The 14,031-nt window shown below is 62.3% G+C and carries 11 protein-coding genes; 4 read left to right on the plus strand and 7 right to left on the minus strand.

Translation table 11 applies throughout. From position 1 onward, the window contains the following. Positions 1-7 precede the first annotated feature (7 nt). Both NB311A_RS16825 and lpxB read left to right on the plus strand, forming a co-directional pair. On the plus strand, positions 8-865 hold the full coding sequence (locus NB311A_RS16825) for an LpxI family protein (RefSeq protein ID WP_009799839.1): 858 nt from the start codon (positions 8-10) through the stop codon (positions 863-865). Continuing rightward, complete coding sequence (lpxB, locus tag NB311A_RS16830; RefSeq protein WP_009799838.1) at positions 865-2,079, plus strand: lipid-A-disaccharide synthase; 1,215 nt, start codon at positions 865-867, stop codon at positions 2,077-2,079. The genes NB311A_RS16825 and lpxB overlap by 1 nt, the downstream gene beginning before the upstream one ends. Positions 2,080-2,126: 47 nt before the next feature. Here the strand turns inward: lpxB and gltA are convergent, their stop codons facing one another. Together gltA and gltX are read right to left on the minus strand one after the other, a co-directional pair. Next, positions 2,127-3,428 carry a citrate synthase gene (gene gltA, locus NB311A_RS16835; RefSeq protein WP_009799837.1) on the minus strand — a complete coding sequence of 434 codons (1,302 nt, stop codon included), beginning with the start codon at positions 3,426-3,428 and terminating at the stop codon, positions 2,127-2,129. Between the two features lie 143 nt (positions 3,429-3,571). After that, positions 3,572-4,996 (minus strand): glutamate--tRNA ligase, encoded by a 1,425-nt coding sequence (gene gltX, locus NB311A_RS16840; protein WP_009799836.1) that lies wholly within the window; start codon positions 4,994-4,996, stop codon positions 3,572-3,574. A 232-nt stretch (positions 4,997-5,228) separates the two neighbouring features. On the opposite strand from gltX, the gene NB311A_RS16845 reads away from it, so the two are divergent. Both NB311A_RS16845 and NB311A_RS16850 read left to right on the plus strand, forming a co-directional pair. Beyond that, a complete protein-coding gene (locus NB311A_RS16845) occupies positions 5,229-6,908 on the plus strand; it encodes a glutamine--tRNA ligase/YqeY domain fusion protein (protein ID WP_009799835.1) in 1,680 nt (559 codons plus the stop codon). A gap of 291 nt (positions 6,909-7,199) precedes the next feature. Next, complete coding sequence (locus NB311A_RS16850; RefSeq protein WP_040675710.1) at positions 7,200-9,506, plus strand: ComEC/Rec2 family competence protein; 2,307 nt, start codon at positions 7,200-7,202, stop codon at positions 9,504-9,506. A gap of 38 nt (positions 9,507-9,544) precedes the next feature. Here the strand turns inward: NB311A_RS16850 and lexA are convergent, their stop codons facing one another. The 5 genes from lexA to trpD all read right to left on the minus strand — a co-directional run. Beyond that, positions 9,545-10,246, minus strand: a complete 702-nt coding sequence (gene lexA, locus NB311A_RS16855; RefSeq protein ID WP_009799833.1) for a transcriptional repressor LexA — start codon at positions 10,244-10,246, stop codon at positions 9,545-9,547. Between the two features lie 160 nt (positions 10,247-10,406). After that, a complete protein-coding gene (gene glp, locus NB311A_RS16860; protein ID WP_009799832.1) occupies positions 10,407-11,621 on the minus strand; it encodes a gephyrin-like molybdotransferase Glp in 1,215 nt (404 codons plus the stop codon). 116 nt (positions 11,622-11,737) lie between these two features. Beyond that, on the minus strand, positions 11,738-12,268 hold the full coding sequence (gene moaC / locus NB311A_RS16865) for a cyclic pyranopterin monophosphate synthase MoaC (RefSeq protein WP_009799831.1): 531 nt from the start codon (positions 12,266-12,268) through the stop codon (positions 11,738-11,740). 64 nt (positions 12,269-12,332) lie between these two features. Next, the gene (gene trpC, locus NB311A_RS16870) at positions 12,333-13,127 is read right to left on the minus strand and encodes an indole-3-glycerol phosphate synthase TrpC (protein WP_040675780.1); all 795 of its coding nucleotides are present in this window, start codon (positions 13,125-13,127) and stop codon (positions 12,333-12,335) included. A gap of 23 nt (positions 13,128-13,150) precedes the next feature. Next, positions 13,151-14,031: anthranilate phosphoribosyltransferase (gene trpD, locus NB311A_RS16875; RefSeq protein WP_083780502.1), on the minus strand; the 881-nt coding region annotated here is incomplete at its 5' end.

Raw genomic sequence — 14,031 nt, forward strand, 5'->3', positions numbered from 1 at the left:
GCCAATCATGACTGATCGCGTTTCGGATACTTCCTCTCCGATCGGCTTGATTGCCGGCGGCGGGGTGTTGCCGTTCGCGGTTGCCGATTCGCTGACTGCGCGAGGCCTCAAACCCGTCTTCTTCGCCCTGAAGGGCGTATGCGACCCCGAAAGAGTATCGCATTTCCCGCATCACTGGATCGCGGTCGGCCAGATCGGGAAGGTGGTGCGGCTGTTGCGCGCGGAAAACTGCCGCGACCTTGTTTTCATCGGTACGTTGGTTCGTCCGGCGCTGTCGGAGATTCGCCTGGACTGGGGGACCATCCGGGTCATGGGACAGGTTTTGGCGGCGTTTCGGGGCGGCGATGACCATTTGCTGTCGGGGATCGGCCGCATTCTCGAGCGCGACGGTTTTCGAATGATGGGGATCAAGGATATCGCGCCGGATCTGCTGATGCCTGCGGGATGCCTGACCCGGAAAACGCCGGATCGATCCGCGGCCGCTGACATAGCCAAGGGGCTGGACGTGCTGCGCGCCCTCAGTCCCTTCGACGTCGGGCAGGCTGTGGTCGTGATTGACGGTCATGTGATCGGCGTGGAAGGCATCGAAGGAACGGATGCGCTTTTGGCTCGTGTCGCCCAACTGCGCGCCGAAGGACGAATCCGTACCAAAGCCGCGCGCGGCGTGCTTGTGAAGGCGCCAAAGCACGGACAGGATTTGCGCTACGATCTGCCGACGCTAGGCCCGCAAACAATCGAGAATGCAGCCGCCGCCGGTCTGGCTGGCCTGGCCGTTGTCGCCGGTAATACCCTCGTCGCAGAACCTCAGGCGCTGGTCGGCAAGGCGGACGCATCAAACCTGTTTGTTGTCGGGCTGTCTGCATAATGCCGGAGGAGGCATCCACAAATCTTCCCCTGAAAATATTCCTCATCGCAACGGAAGAGTCCGGCGATCGCCTTGGCTCCAGCCTGATGAAAGCTCTGCGTCGGCGGCTCGGCGGCGGCGACTCCGTACGGTTCGAAGGCGTCGGCGGTCAGTCAATGGCGCGGGAAGGTCTGGTGTCGTTGTTCCCAAGCGATGAGCTATCGATCATGGGATTCGCAGCCGTGGTGAAGCGGCTTCCGATGATCATCCGGCGAATTCACGAGACGGCGGATGCCGTTATCGCCTCTGCGCCCGACATGCTCGTCATTATCGATAGCCCCGACTTCACGCATCGCGTTGCAAGACGGGTGCGCGCCCGGCGCCGCGGCTTGCCGATTGTGGACTACGTCTCCCCTTCGGTGTGGGCGTGGCGGCCCGGCCGGGCGCGGGCCATGCTCGGCTATGTGGACCACGTTTTGGCGCTGCTGCCGTTCGAACCGGAAGCATATTGCAGGCTCGGGGGGCCGCCCTGCACCTATGTCGGCCATCCGCTGATCGAGCAGGTCGAATTGCTGCGGCCGGATGCACGGGAACGTCAGCGGCGCGATGCGTCCCCCCCGACGCTTCTGGTATTGCCCGGAAGCCGGCGCAGTGAAATCCGTCATCACCTTTCCGTCTTCGGCGAGACCATTGAGGTGCTGAAGCAGAGCAACCCCGACATCGACGTGATTTTGCCCACGACGCCGCATCTCGTCGACGAGGTCACAGCGGCGCTCGCAAGGTTGCCGGGTCGAGCAAGGATCGTGGTCGGAGAGGATGACAAGCGCGCCGCGTTCCGCGTTGCACGAGCGGCGCTTGCCAAGTCGGGCACCGTGACGCTCGAGCTTGCCTTGGCCGGCGTTCCGATGGTTGCCGCATACAAAGCGGGTAGGGTTGAGGCGTGGATCGCGCAGCGTGTCATTCGCGCCTCATCGGTCATTCTGGCCAATCTCGTGATCGGCGAGAATGTCATTCCTGAATTCCTTCAGGATGACTGCGTGCCGGACAAGCTCGCGACGGCGTTGCGCGAGGTTCTGACGGATTCACCGATGCGGCAGCGTCAGCTCGCGGCGTTCGCCAGGCTCGATGCGATCATGGCCACCGGGCAGCGCTCGCCGAGTGAGCGCGCGGCCGATATCGTGATCGAGGTCATGCGGGAGTCGCGGCGGACGGACTTAGGCGAGCAGCGGATATGAGCCTCGCTTCTGATGGATCAGAAGCGAGGCTTCATGGCTCCGCGAAACTACGTGCGGTGAGTCATGTCGATGTAGTCGCGCCGGGTCGCGCCGGTGTAAAGCTGCCGGGGACGGCCGATCTTCTGCTGCGGATCCTCGATCATCTCGCTCCACTGGCTGATCCAGCCGACGGTGCGCGCAACCGCGAACAGCACCGTGAACATCGAGGTCGGAAAGCCCATCGCTTTCAGGGTGAGGCCCGAATAGAAGTCAACGTTAGGATAAAGCTTGCGATTGATGAAATACTCATCGTTCAGGGCGATCTTTTCCAGTTCCAACGCCACCTTGAGCATCGGATCGTTGCCGTGGCCCGTCTCGTTGAGCACCGCGTGACACATTTTTTGCATGATCTTCGCGCGCGGATCGTAGTTCTTGTAGACTCGATGTCCGAAGCCCATCAGCCGGACATCGCTGTTCTTGTCTTTTACCCTATCGATGAAATCCGGAATCCTGTCCACTGTTCCGATTTCGGAAAGCATCGTCAGCGCCGCTTCGTTAGCGCCGCCGTGCGCGGGTCCCCACAGGCAGGCAATTCCGGCGGCGATGCACGCAAATGGATTCGCGCCTGACGAGCCGGCGATGCGCACGGTCGATGTCGATGCGTTCTGCTCGTGGTCAGCATGCAAAATAAAGATTTTGTCGAGCGCGTCCGCCAGAACCGGGTTGATGTTATAGTTCTCACACGGCACGGCGAAGCACATATGGAGGAAGTTTTCGGCAAAGCTCAGAGAGTTGTTCGGATATATGAACGGCTGGCCGATCGTATATTTGTAAGCCATTGCCGCGAGTGTCGGCATTTTCGCGATCATGCGCATTGACGCGACCATGCGCTGCTTCGGATCGTTGATGTCGGTGGAGTCGTGATAGAAAGCGGCGAGCGCACCGACCGCAGCCACCATGACCGCCATGGGATGAGCATCGCGGCGGAAGCTCTGGAAAAACCGCGTCATCTGCTCATGGACCATGGTATGGTGGGTGACGCGCTCATCGAAATCGTTCTTCTGCGACTTCGTGGGCAGCTCACCGTAGAGCAGCAGATAGCAGGTCTCGAGGAAGTCTCCCTTTTCCGCGAGTTGTTCGATCGGATAACCGCGATATTCGAGCACGCCTTCGTCGCCGTCGATATAGGTGATCGTGGACTGGCAACTGGCGGTGGACGTGAACGCGGGATCATAAGTAAACATGCCTGCCTGCGCGTAGAGCTTTCCGATGTCGATGACATCGGGTCCGACCGTGCCGCTCAGTACGGGAAACTCGTACGTCTTGTTATCGACCGTCAACGTTGCGGTTTTTGTGCTCGTTGCGTTCATCGTGAAGCCCCCCGATGAGATCGTTGCGGATCGCCTGGTCTCTCTCGATAAGGGAGACTAATCGGCCATCAAAAAAGCGCCGCGCAAAGGGGTATCGTATTGCTGTGTGCACCGCAAGATCGCCAGAAATCGGATGGCGGGTACTACGGTGAGCTTTGATCACGGAGCCGAGCCAGACACGTTTCTTTTCCGAGCGTGGCGAGGACGTCGAATATGCCGGGCGATGTCGTTCGGCCGGTCAACGCGATTCGAAGCGGCTGTGCGATTGCGCCGAGTTTGAGATTGTTCTGTTCGGCAAAAGTCCGCATCGCGGCTTCGGTCGTCTCCGCGGTCCACGAGGTGACCGATTCAAGGTCTGCGCGAAGCCTTCCGATCAGTGCGCGTGTCTCCGGCGTCAGCAACGCTGCGGCTTTGGCTTCTATCGTCAAAGGTCGATCCGCGAAGATGAATCGAGCGCCCTCGATCAATTCTATGAGGGTTTTGGCCCGTTCTTTGAGTCCGGGCATCGCGCGCAGGAGTTGCGCTCGTGTGACATCGTTGAGTTTTGGCTTGAGGTCTGCTCCGCGCGGAACGTAATCAAGCGCATTCTCGAACAGCCTCATCAGCGCGTGATCGTCACAATTGCGGATATAATGCCCGTTGAGATTCTCGAGTTTGGCAAAGTCGAAACGTGCAGCGGAGCGCCCGATAGCAGGCAGGTCGAACGCCTCGATCATTTCCTGCGTGGAGAAGATTTCCTGATCGCCGTGGCTCCAGCCGAGCCGAACCAGATAGTTGCGGAGCGCCGCCGGCAGATATCCCATTGCTCGATAGGCATCGACTCCCAGGGCGCCGTGACGTTTGGAAAGTTTCGAGCCGTCGGGGCCATGGATAAGCGGAATGTGGGCCATGATCGGAACAGCCCATCCAAGGGTATCGTATATCTGCTTCTGGCGGGCCGCGTTGATGAGGTGATCGTCGCCGCGAATGATGTGCGTCACGCCCATGTCGTGGTCATCGACAACGACGGCGAGCATGTAAGTCGGCGTGCCGTCGCCGCGCAGCAGCACGAGGTCATCGAGATTTTCGTTCTGCCAGACAATGCGCCCTTGAACCTGATCCTCGATCACGGTTTCACCGGTCAGAGGCGCCTTGAGGCGAATGGTTGGCTTGACGTCCGGCGGTGCTTCGGACGGGTCGCGATCGCGCCAGCGGCCGTCGTAAAGCTTGGCGCGACCTTCGGCCCGCGCCTTCTCGCGCATCTGGGACAGCTCTTCCGAGGTCGCATAACACCGGTAAGCCTTGCCCTCGGCTAGCAGCTGCTCGGCGATCTCGCGATGCCGCGCAACGCGGGAAAACTGGTACACGACGTCGTCGTCCCACTCGATTCCCAGCCACGTCAGCCCGTCAAGGATCGCATCGATGGCTTCCGGCGTGGAACGCGCGCGATCGGTATCCTCGATCCGGAGCAGCATCTTGCCGCCGTGCTTGCGCGCATAGAGCCAATTAAAAAGCGCGGTCCGGCCGCCGCCGATGTGAAGAAAACCGGTCGGGGAGGGCGCAAAGCGTGTAACGACGGGGGCTGTCATTGTGGCGTATCTGACACTTTGGAGATGATATCGGCGGGGCGTTTACCACGCCCAGGATTCGCATGCACGGCTAACTGGCCTGCTTCGTGGCGTCAATGTAGCGAAGAGCTGTTTTGTCCGTTTCTATCCCAAGCGGAATGCTCCGGACGCCGCCGTTCCGTGGCTGCCGGCATCTCGGCCCTTGGCGACCGCGTATGGATTTGGCACATAGGCTCAGAGCGAAGGGCACACAATGACCGACGAATCGACTGCGGAAGCGGGCCGGGATTTCATACGCGATATCGTGGCCGCTGACCTTGCATCCGGAAAACACAAGAGCATCGTCACCCGGTTTCCGCCGGAGCCGAATGGCTATTTGCATCTCGGACACGCCAAATCGATCTGCCTGAATTTCGGCATTGCCGAGGATTTTGGTGGGCGTTGCCACCTCCGCTTCGACGACACCAATCCGACCAGGGAGGAGCAGGAATACATCGACGCCATCCAGCGCGACGTCCGCTGGTTGGGCTTCAATTGGGGAACACACCTCTATTATACCTCTGACTATTTTGAGCAGCTTTACGCGTGGGCGCAGCACCTCATTCGCGCAGGAAAGGCCTATGTCGATGATCAGACGCAGGAGGAAATCCGGCTGGCTCGCGGTACGCTGACCGAACCCGGCAGAAACAGCCCGTTCCGCGACCGGCCGGTTGATGAAAATCTTGAGCTGTTCGCGCGGATGCGGGCCGGAGAATTTCCCAATGGCGCGCGGGTTCTGCGGGCGAAAATTGACATGACCTCCGGCAACGTCAACCTGCGTGATCCAGTGCTCTACCGGATTCTACACGCCGCTCATCCGCGCACGGGGACCGCGTGGAACATCTATCCGAGCTATGATTTCGCCCATGGGCAGTCCGACTCGATCGAACACATCACGCATTCCGTCTGTACGCTGGAGTTCGAGGATCATCGGCCGCTCTATGACTGGTTGCTCGACAATCTTCCGGTGCCGTCGCGACCGCATCAGTATGAATTTGCCCGGCTCAACGTCACGCATACGCTGTTGTCGAAGCGGGTGCTGACCGAGCTCGTTCGCGGTGGTCACGTCGCGGGTTGGGACGATCCTCGCATGCCCACGCTTGCGGGCCTCCAGCGGCGCGGCGTACCGGCGGAAGCGCTGCGCGAGTTCGTCAAGCGGATCGGCGTCGCGAAAGCGAACAGCACGGTCGACGTCGGGATGCTCGATTTCGCCATTCGCGAGGCTCTGAACAGGTGCGCGCCGCGTCGCATGGCCGTCTTGCGTCCACTCAAGGTCGTGATCGAGAACTATCCGGAAGGCGAGAGTGAGGAACTCGAGGCGGTGAACCATCCCGATGATCCCTCGCAGGGCACGCGATGGATACGATTCGGGCGCGAGATTTTTATCGAGCAGGACGACTTCATGGAAAATCCGCCGAAGAAGTTCTTCCGCTTGTCACCGGGCAAGGAAGTGCGGCTGCGGTACGCGTACTTCATCACGTGTCGCGACGTGGTGAAGAATTCCGCGGGCGAAGTGCTCGAACTCCGCTGCACTTACGATCCGGCGACCAGAGGGGGCAATGCGCCTGACGGCCGCAAGGTGAAGGCCACAATGCATTGGGTGAACGCGGCGGACGCCGTGCCGGCCGAGATCAGACTCTACGGCCATCTGTTCGATACTGAGCAGCCCGACGCGGCGAACTTCGTATCCCAACTCAATCCGCAATCGCTTCAAACTTTGTCCGGTTGCATGGTTGAGCCCGCTCTCGCCCGAGAAGATGCCGAGGATCCGGTGCAGTTCGAACGGCAGGGCTATTTTTGCCGGGATAAGGACTCTGCTCCCGGCAGCCTGGTGTTCAACCGGACAGTCGGCCTGCGCGACACCTGGGCCAAGGTTGCGGCGACCGGTTCCTGATTTCGCGGGTATTCCGCATCCGTTCCACTGTTCGCCTTACATCTTCTTCCACTAGCATCGCCGCTATAGCGTTTTCAAGCGAAGTGGAATCCGGTTCGCGTCAAGAAAACGCGTCAAATCACAAAGCGAGAGTTTTTCACCGCTTCCGTGAAGCGGCGAAAGACTCTAGGAGCATGATCCCGAAAAGCGGAAACCGCTTTTCGGAAAAGATCATGCTTAAACAAAAAGATAAGCGACGAGTCCGATTCAACGCAGTTGAATCAGACACTAGGGCGGTGAAGGGGCGACTGCATGGCGGAGCGGGGCAGGGCTCGCGATCGGAGGGGAGGGCGCGCGGGAACGTGGCCGACGCCGCAAGCCGTCGCCGTTCCTTCGCAAACCCCTTCGGGCGTGTCGCCGGCAATCGTCGCGCGGTTCCGGGCCTGGGCTCGCGCGGAAGCGGCAGCCGTTCGCCTCCTGCCATGGGTGCCTGTGGCGTTCGGCTCGGGTATTGCGATCTATTTTTCCGCAGGTCATGAGCCCGTTGCCTGGTTCGTCTCCGTGATCGCCGGAGCGTTGTTCGTGACGGCGCTGCTCCTGCGCCGGCATCGGGCATTTCCCGCCGCCGCCATGGTTGCGGCGGTTGTCGCAGGGTTCGCTGCCGCCACGGTCAGGACGGCACAGGTCTCGCACGTTGTCCTGACGCGGCCGATGTACACACCGCTGCTCCAGGGCTTCATCGAAACCAGGGAGGTGCGCGAGCGAACCGATCGGTTTGTCTTGCGCGTCGTTCGGATGGACAGCCGGCGGTCGCACGTCAGGCTCGAGCGCGTGCGGCTATCGGTCAGGAAAGGCGCCGCGCCCGCCGTCGGTAGCTTCGTGGAGCTGAAAGCGCGGTTGCAGCCGCCGCTTATGCCTGTGCGGCCCGGAAGCTTCGACTTCGCCCGCGACATGTATTTCCATGGCATCGGCGCTTCCGGCTTCGTGATGGGCGCCATCAAGACCGTGAGCCCTCCGTCTGGCGGCGGGCTCATGCTGCGCTATGCTACCTTGATGCAGGAGTTGCGCGACGCCATCGACGCCCGCATCCGGCTTGTTCTCAGTGGGGATTCGCGGGCCATTGCCACAGCGCTCCTGACGGGACGGCGCGACGCCATCACGACGCCCGTTAATGACGCGATGTTCATTTCGGGACTAGGCCATGTGCTTTCGATTTCCGGCTATCACATGGCCGTCGTCGCCGGCGTGGTGTTCTTCGCGGTGCGTGCGCTGTTGGCGCTGGTTCCGGCGTTGACGGCGACGTTCCCGATCAAGAAGTGGTCTGCGGCGGCGGCGCTCGCGGCGGCCGCTTTCTATCTTCTGCTGTCGGGGGCCGAAGTCGCGACCCAACGCTCGTTCTTCATGACGGCGGTGGTGCTGATTGCGATCATGGTGGATAGGCGCGCCATTACGTTTCGCACGCTCGCGGTCGCAGCAATGATCGTGCTTGCGATGGCGCCGGAATCATTGATCCATCCGAGCTTTCAAATGTCGTTCGCGGCGACGCTCGGGCTGGTGGCGCTGGTTCAGGTCGGCATGCCGAAGATGCTCGCAACGCCCGATCACTCGCCGACGGCGAAGGCCGCCCTGTGGGGTGGACGCGAAATCGCCATGCTGGCGCTGGCCTCATTCGTGGCCGGACTCGCGACCACGCCCTATGTCGCGTTTCATTTCCATCGTGTGACGCCATACGGCATGGTTGCGAACCTGCTGGCGATGCCGGTGGTCTCGGCGCTGGTGATGCCGGTCGGACTGCTCGGACTTGCGGCCATGCCATTCGGCTTCGACGGCGTGTTCTGGCGGCTGATGGATTTTGGCATCGAATGGATGGTTGCCGTGGCTCAAGGGGTCACGGAGCTGCCGGGCGCCATCGGCCGCGTCTCGGCCTTCGGAGCGGGGCCGCTGCTCGCGGCGACAGCGGGCATCATTCTGCTCGGACTTCTGAGAACGCCGCTGCGCTGGAGCGGCGTCGTCATCAGCGGGCTGGCGGTCGCGTGGTCACTTGCGGCGACACCGCCGGATATCCTGATCTCCGCGGAAGGTCGCAACGTCGCGGTGAGGGGTGAGGACGGCCGCCTGCGCCTCGTCAGCGCGGGCAAGGATTCTTTCGCTGTCAGGGAATGGCTCGCCGCCGACGGGGACGAGCGTGGGCCTGCCGATCCCGCGCTGGCAGAGGGCGTCTCATGCGACGATGAGGGTTGCGTGGTCAAGTTGAGCGGAGGTGGACTTGTCGCGCTGACGCGGCGTCCTGAGGCGATGCGGGATGATTGCGTGCGGGCGGAGCTTATGGTGACGCAGTGGGAGGCTCCGGAGGGCTGCCGCGCGCAGGTGATCGATCGAAACCGGCTGCGGCGCGAAGGCGCCCTTGCCTTGTGGCGAGCCCCAGGTGCTTCAGGATCCGGTGTTTCAACCGACAGTACTTCAAGACCCCGCTTTGCCGTTGTCGCCGTCCGGCCTGCCGGCCTCGAGCGTCCCTGGTCATCCGCGGCCGCCGATGAACAGGCGGCACGGCTGCAATCAAGATCGGAGCCTCCGGCCGACGCCACGCCGGCACCCGAGGATCTCCAGCCGGACGATTGAGAAGCTGGTCCGTCGCAAGTCTTTCGCTCCGGATGAAATCAGTACTTGCGGTAAATACCGATCAGTCTGCCCTGAATCTGGACACGGTTGGGCGGAAGAATGCGAACCTCGTATGCGGTATTCGCCGGCTCCAATGCGATCGAAGCACCGCGACGGCGAAAGCGTTTCAACGTCGCTTCCTCGTCATCGATCAGGGCAACGACAATGTCGCCGGTGTCGGCGGTCTGGTTGCGCTGAATCAACGCCAGATCGCCATCGAGGATTCCGGCTTCGACCATGGAATCGCCCCGCACCTCAAGCGCGTAGTGCTCTCCGGTGCCGAGCATGTCGGGTGGCAGGCTGATGGTGTGGCTGCACGTTTGCAGCGCCTCGATCGGCGTGCCGGCTGCGATCCGTCCCATGACCGGAACGGCGACCGGACGCTCGCCGTCCTCAACGCTGCCCCCGCTGTTGCGGCGAACCTTGCCCAGATTGCCCTCTATGACGCTCGGTGTGAAACCGCGACGGCCACCGCCGCTTGCGGCAAGCTCCGGCAGCTTGATAACTTCGATGGCGCGGGCGCGATTGGGCAGGCGGCGGATGAAGCCTCGCTCTTCCAGTGCAGTGATCAGGCGATGAATGCCGGACTTCGAGCGTAAATCGAGCGCGTCCTTCATTTCATCGAACGAGGGCGGCACGCCGGATTCTTTCAGTCGTTCGTTGATAAAACGCAGGAGTTCGTACTGTTTGCGCGTCAGCATCCCGACCCAGTCCCTGGTTGGTGGTTCCTGCCGATGACGGGATGTCGGGTCTGCAGCCCTTGGCATCCGAGGCACGAGCAGTTGAAACAAATCATGAACAGACACTATATGTTCGATATGTGTTCCGCAACCCTTAATTTAAGGTCAACAAAGCGACGCTTTATGACAGAGAGAGCTTAATGATGGCGCAGGGCTCGCCTTTGCTTGCGGCCGGCGCAAACGGCGTGCGGATGATGAGAGCCTCCGCCGCAGCGAGCTTTCCCATCAGCGAGCTGTCCTGATGTCCGATCGGCGTCGCGATCGGCAGCCCGTCCGTCGAGTGCGTGAGGCGGGCCCGCAGATAATCCTGCCTGGCTTGGTTGGCGCTAACGTCGCTTCCGAGCACCGCCGGTTCAACGCGATGGTGGATGTCCTCGCGCCCGGACAGCGCGCGAATCAGCGGCACCATGAACAGGAAGGCGCAGATGTAGGACGAGACAGGGTTGCCGGGCAGGCCCATCACATACATCGCGCCGAGGCGTCCGTGCATCATCGGCTTGCCCGGCCGCAGCGCGATCCGCCAGAATGCGATCTGCACGCCTTCGGCCTCGAGCGCGCGCTTCACGAAATCATGATCGCCGACCGATGCGCCGCCGGTCGTGACGAGAATGTCGGCGCCGCTGTCGCGGGCCCGGCGGATCGCGGCTGTTGTGGCGTCCATCGTGTCGGCGGCGATGCCGAGGTCGATCGTTTCGGCGCCTTCGGCCCGGGCGAGGGCGCGAAGCGCGTAGCCGTTGGACAGGACGATCTGGCCTGGACCGGGCGTCGCGCCAGGCAATACCAGTTCGTCGCCGGTCGCAAGCACGGCAATTCTCGGGCGGCGATGCACCGGCAGGTCCGGATAGTTCATGCCAGCAGCAAGGGAAAGATGACGATCGGTGAGATGGCTGCGGGCCCGGATCAGGACGTCGCCTTCACGAAAATCCACCCCGGCAGGACGGATGTTCTTCCCGGGGGCGGTGGCGTCCTTGACGATGACATCGTCGCCGTCGCGTTCGGTGTCTTCCTGGATCACGACGGTATCGGCGCCGTCCGGCACCACGCCGCCGGTGAAAATCCGTAAGGCCTCGCCGCTACGCATCGCGCGCTCCAGCGGCCGTCCCGCGGCGCTCTCGCCGATCACCTGCAGTCGTGCTGGAATCGTCGCAATATCCTCTGCGCGCACGGCATAGCCGTCCATCGCCGACATTGCGACCGGCGGCTGAGTGCGGCGTGAGGAAAGATCGCGCGCCAGCACTCGCCGATGCGCGGCTTCGAGAGCTACTGTTTCCTCCGGGAGTGGTTCGACTCCGGCGAGAACAGCCGCAAGGGCGTCGGCGACTGCCATCAGGGCCATGACCTTATTCTCCTGGGACGTGCCTGGCGGAATGCGTCAATCATCTACCGAACTTGCGGCTCGTATACAACGGCACGAGGGAGCCAAAGCCGCCCGACGGCCCGCTCGCGCCGGCGCTACTGTTCCGATGGGGTATCTGTCACGAGATAGTGGCCAGACTTGCCGCCCTTTTTTTCGACCAGGTGGATGCCATCGATCCGGACGCCGCGTTCGACCGCCTTGATCATGTCGTAGATCGTCAGGCAGGCGACGGAGACCGCCGTGAGAGCTTCCATCTCCACGCCGGTCGGACCCGAGACTTTAACGCTGGCGCGCACCCGGCAGCCGGGGATCTTCTTGTCGGCCTCGATATCGAGGGTGACCTTCGACAGCGCCAGCGGATGGCAGAGCGGGATCAAATCCGAAGTGCGCTTGGCGGCCATGATGCCGGCGATGCGCGCGGTGCCGAGCACGTCGCCTTTCTTGGCGTTGCCGCTTTCGATCAAGGCCAGCGTCGCCTTGGTCATGATGACCTGTCCCTCGGCGACGGCGACGCGCTCGGTTGCGGGCTTTGCCGAGACATCGACCATCCGCGCCTCGCCTTTGACATCGATGTGGGTGAGGGCGGGTTTGTCTTTCCCGGCGGTCTTGTTTTTCTTGTCTGCCATGTCAATCAAATCCTGGGCTGGTTCGCCCCTTCTCCCACAAGGGGAGAAGGAAACAAGGCGAAGGCTATGCATGTTTGAGCAGCGTGCGGGTTGCGGCGGCGACGTCGGCTTGCCGCATCAGGCTTTCGCCGACCAGGAAGGTGGAGATGCCAACCCGTTCGAGCCGCGCGAGATCGGCGGGCGTGAAGATGCCGCTTTCGCCGACCATCAGCCGATCTTTCGGAATGTGCGGCGCCAGCGCTTCACTGATTTCGAGCGTCGTTTCAAATGTGCGCAGGTTACGGTTGTTGACGCCGATCATCGGCGAACGCAGCTTGAGCGCGCGATCCAGTTCCTCGCGGTTATGAATTTCGAGCAGCACATCCATGCCGAGATCGAGCGCGGCGGCCTCGATGTCTTTCGCAGCAGTATCGTCGAGCGCGGCCATGATGATCAGGATGCAGTCTGCTCCATGCGCCCGTGCCTCGACGACCTGATAGGTGTCGAACATGAAGTCCTTGCGCAGCACCGGCAGCGAGGTCGCGGCGCGGGCCGCGACCATGAAATCGAGACGGCCCTGAAAGGAAGGCGCGTCGGTGAGAACGGAGAGGCAGGCCGCGCCGCCGGCCTCATAGGCTCGGGCGAGCGAAGGCGGATCGAAGTCGGCGCGGATCAGGCCTTTCGATGGTGAGGCCTTCTTGACCTCGGCTATCAGGGCATATTCTCCCTTGGAAAGCTTGCTGCGGATGGCTTGGACGAAGCCGCGCGGCGGCGCGGCAGCCTTCGCGGCGGCCGTGACCTCACCGAGGGGACGTGCTTGCTTTGCGCTCGCGATCTCCTCGCGCTTGTAGGTTTCGATCCTGGTCAGGATGTCGGCCACGCCATCGTCCTCACGCCAAGTCCTCACCCGTTGGAAACCGCGATCAACTGCTTCAGCCTGTTCATTGCACCGCCGCCGTCGAGCGATTTCGCGCCAAGCGCGACGCCGTCTTTCAAAGTCTTCGCCTTGCCCGCGACGATCAGGGCCGCCGCCGCGTTGAGCAGCGCAACATCGCGGAAGGCTCCGGGCTTGCCTTCAAGCACGTCGTGCAAGGAGGCCGCGTTCGCTCCGGCGTCGCCACCCTTCAGCGCGTCGCCACCGGCCCGCTCGAGTCCGGCGTCCTCCGGCGTCACTTCGAAAGTGCGGATATTGCCGTTCTCGAGCGCTGCGACGAAGGTCGGACCGGCGAGGGTGATCTCGTCCAGACCGTCCGAGCCGTGAACGACCCATGCCGATTCGGAGCCGAGGTTCTTGAGCACCTGCGCCAATGGCTGCACCCATTGCCGCGAGAACACGCCGACCATCTGCCGCCTGACGCCGGCGGGATTGGACAGGGGTCCCAGCAGGTTGAAGATGGTGCGGGTTGCGAGCTCGACGCGGGTCGGGCCGACATTCTTCATCGCGGGATGATGCGCGGGCGCGAACATGAAGCCGATCCCGGCCTCGTTGACGCAGCGGCTGACCTGTTCAGGGGTGAGGTCGATCTTGATGCCCAGCGCAGCCAGACAATCAGCCGCTCCGGATTTGGAGGATAGCGCGCGGTTGCCATGCTTGGCGACGGGCACGCCGGTTCCTGCGACGATGAACGACGCGCAGGTTGAAACATTTACCGAACCTGATCCGTCGCCGCCGGTGCCGACGACATCGACCGCATCCGCGGGCGCTTTGACCCGCAGCATCATGGATCGCATCGCCGAAACCGCCCCGGTGATCTCGTCGACGGTTTCCCCGCGCACGCGCAGCG

This window comes from Nitrobacter sp. Nb-311A (genome assembly GCF_000152905.1).
Classification (GTDB): domain Bacteria; phylum Pseudomonadota; class Alphaproteobacteria; order Rhizobiales; family Xanthobacteraceae; genus Nitrobacter.

Bases quoted from the DNA above. Each gene is read 5' to 3' on its own strand.
- NB311A_RS16825 (WP_009799839.1), top strand. From the start codon at position 8: ATGACTGATCGCGTTTCGGATACTTCCTCTCCGATCGGCTTGATTGCC.
- lpxB (WP_009799838.1), top strand. From the start codon at position 865: ATGCCGGAGGAGGCATCCACAAATCTTCCCCTGAAAATATTCCTCATC.
- gltA (WP_009799837.1), bottom strand. From the start codon at position 3,428: ATGAACGCAACGAGCACAAAAACCGCAACGTTGACGGTCGATAACAAG.
- gltX (WP_009799836.1), bottom strand. From the start codon at position 4,996: ATGACAGCCCCCGTCGTTACACGCTTTGCGCCCTCCCCGACCGGTTTT.
- NB311A_RS16845 (WP_009799835.1), top strand. From the start codon at position 5,229: ATGACCGACGAATCGACTGCGGAAGCGGGCCGGGATTTCATACGCGAT.
- NB311A_RS16850 (WP_040675710.1), top strand. From the start codon at position 7,200: ATGGCGGAGCGGGGCAGGGCTCGCGATCGGAGGGGAGGGCGCGCGGGA.
- lexA (WP_009799833.1), bottom strand. From the start codon at position 10,246: ATGCTGACGCGCAAACAGTACGAACTCCTGCGTTTTATCAACGAACGA.
- glp (WP_009799832.1), bottom strand. From the start codon at position 11,621: ATGGCCCTGATGGCAGTCGCCGACGCCCTTGCGGCTGTTCTCGCCGGA.
- moaC (WP_009799831.1), bottom strand. From the start codon at position 12,268: ATGGCAGACAAGAAAAACAAGACCGCCGGGAAAGACAAACCCGCCCTC.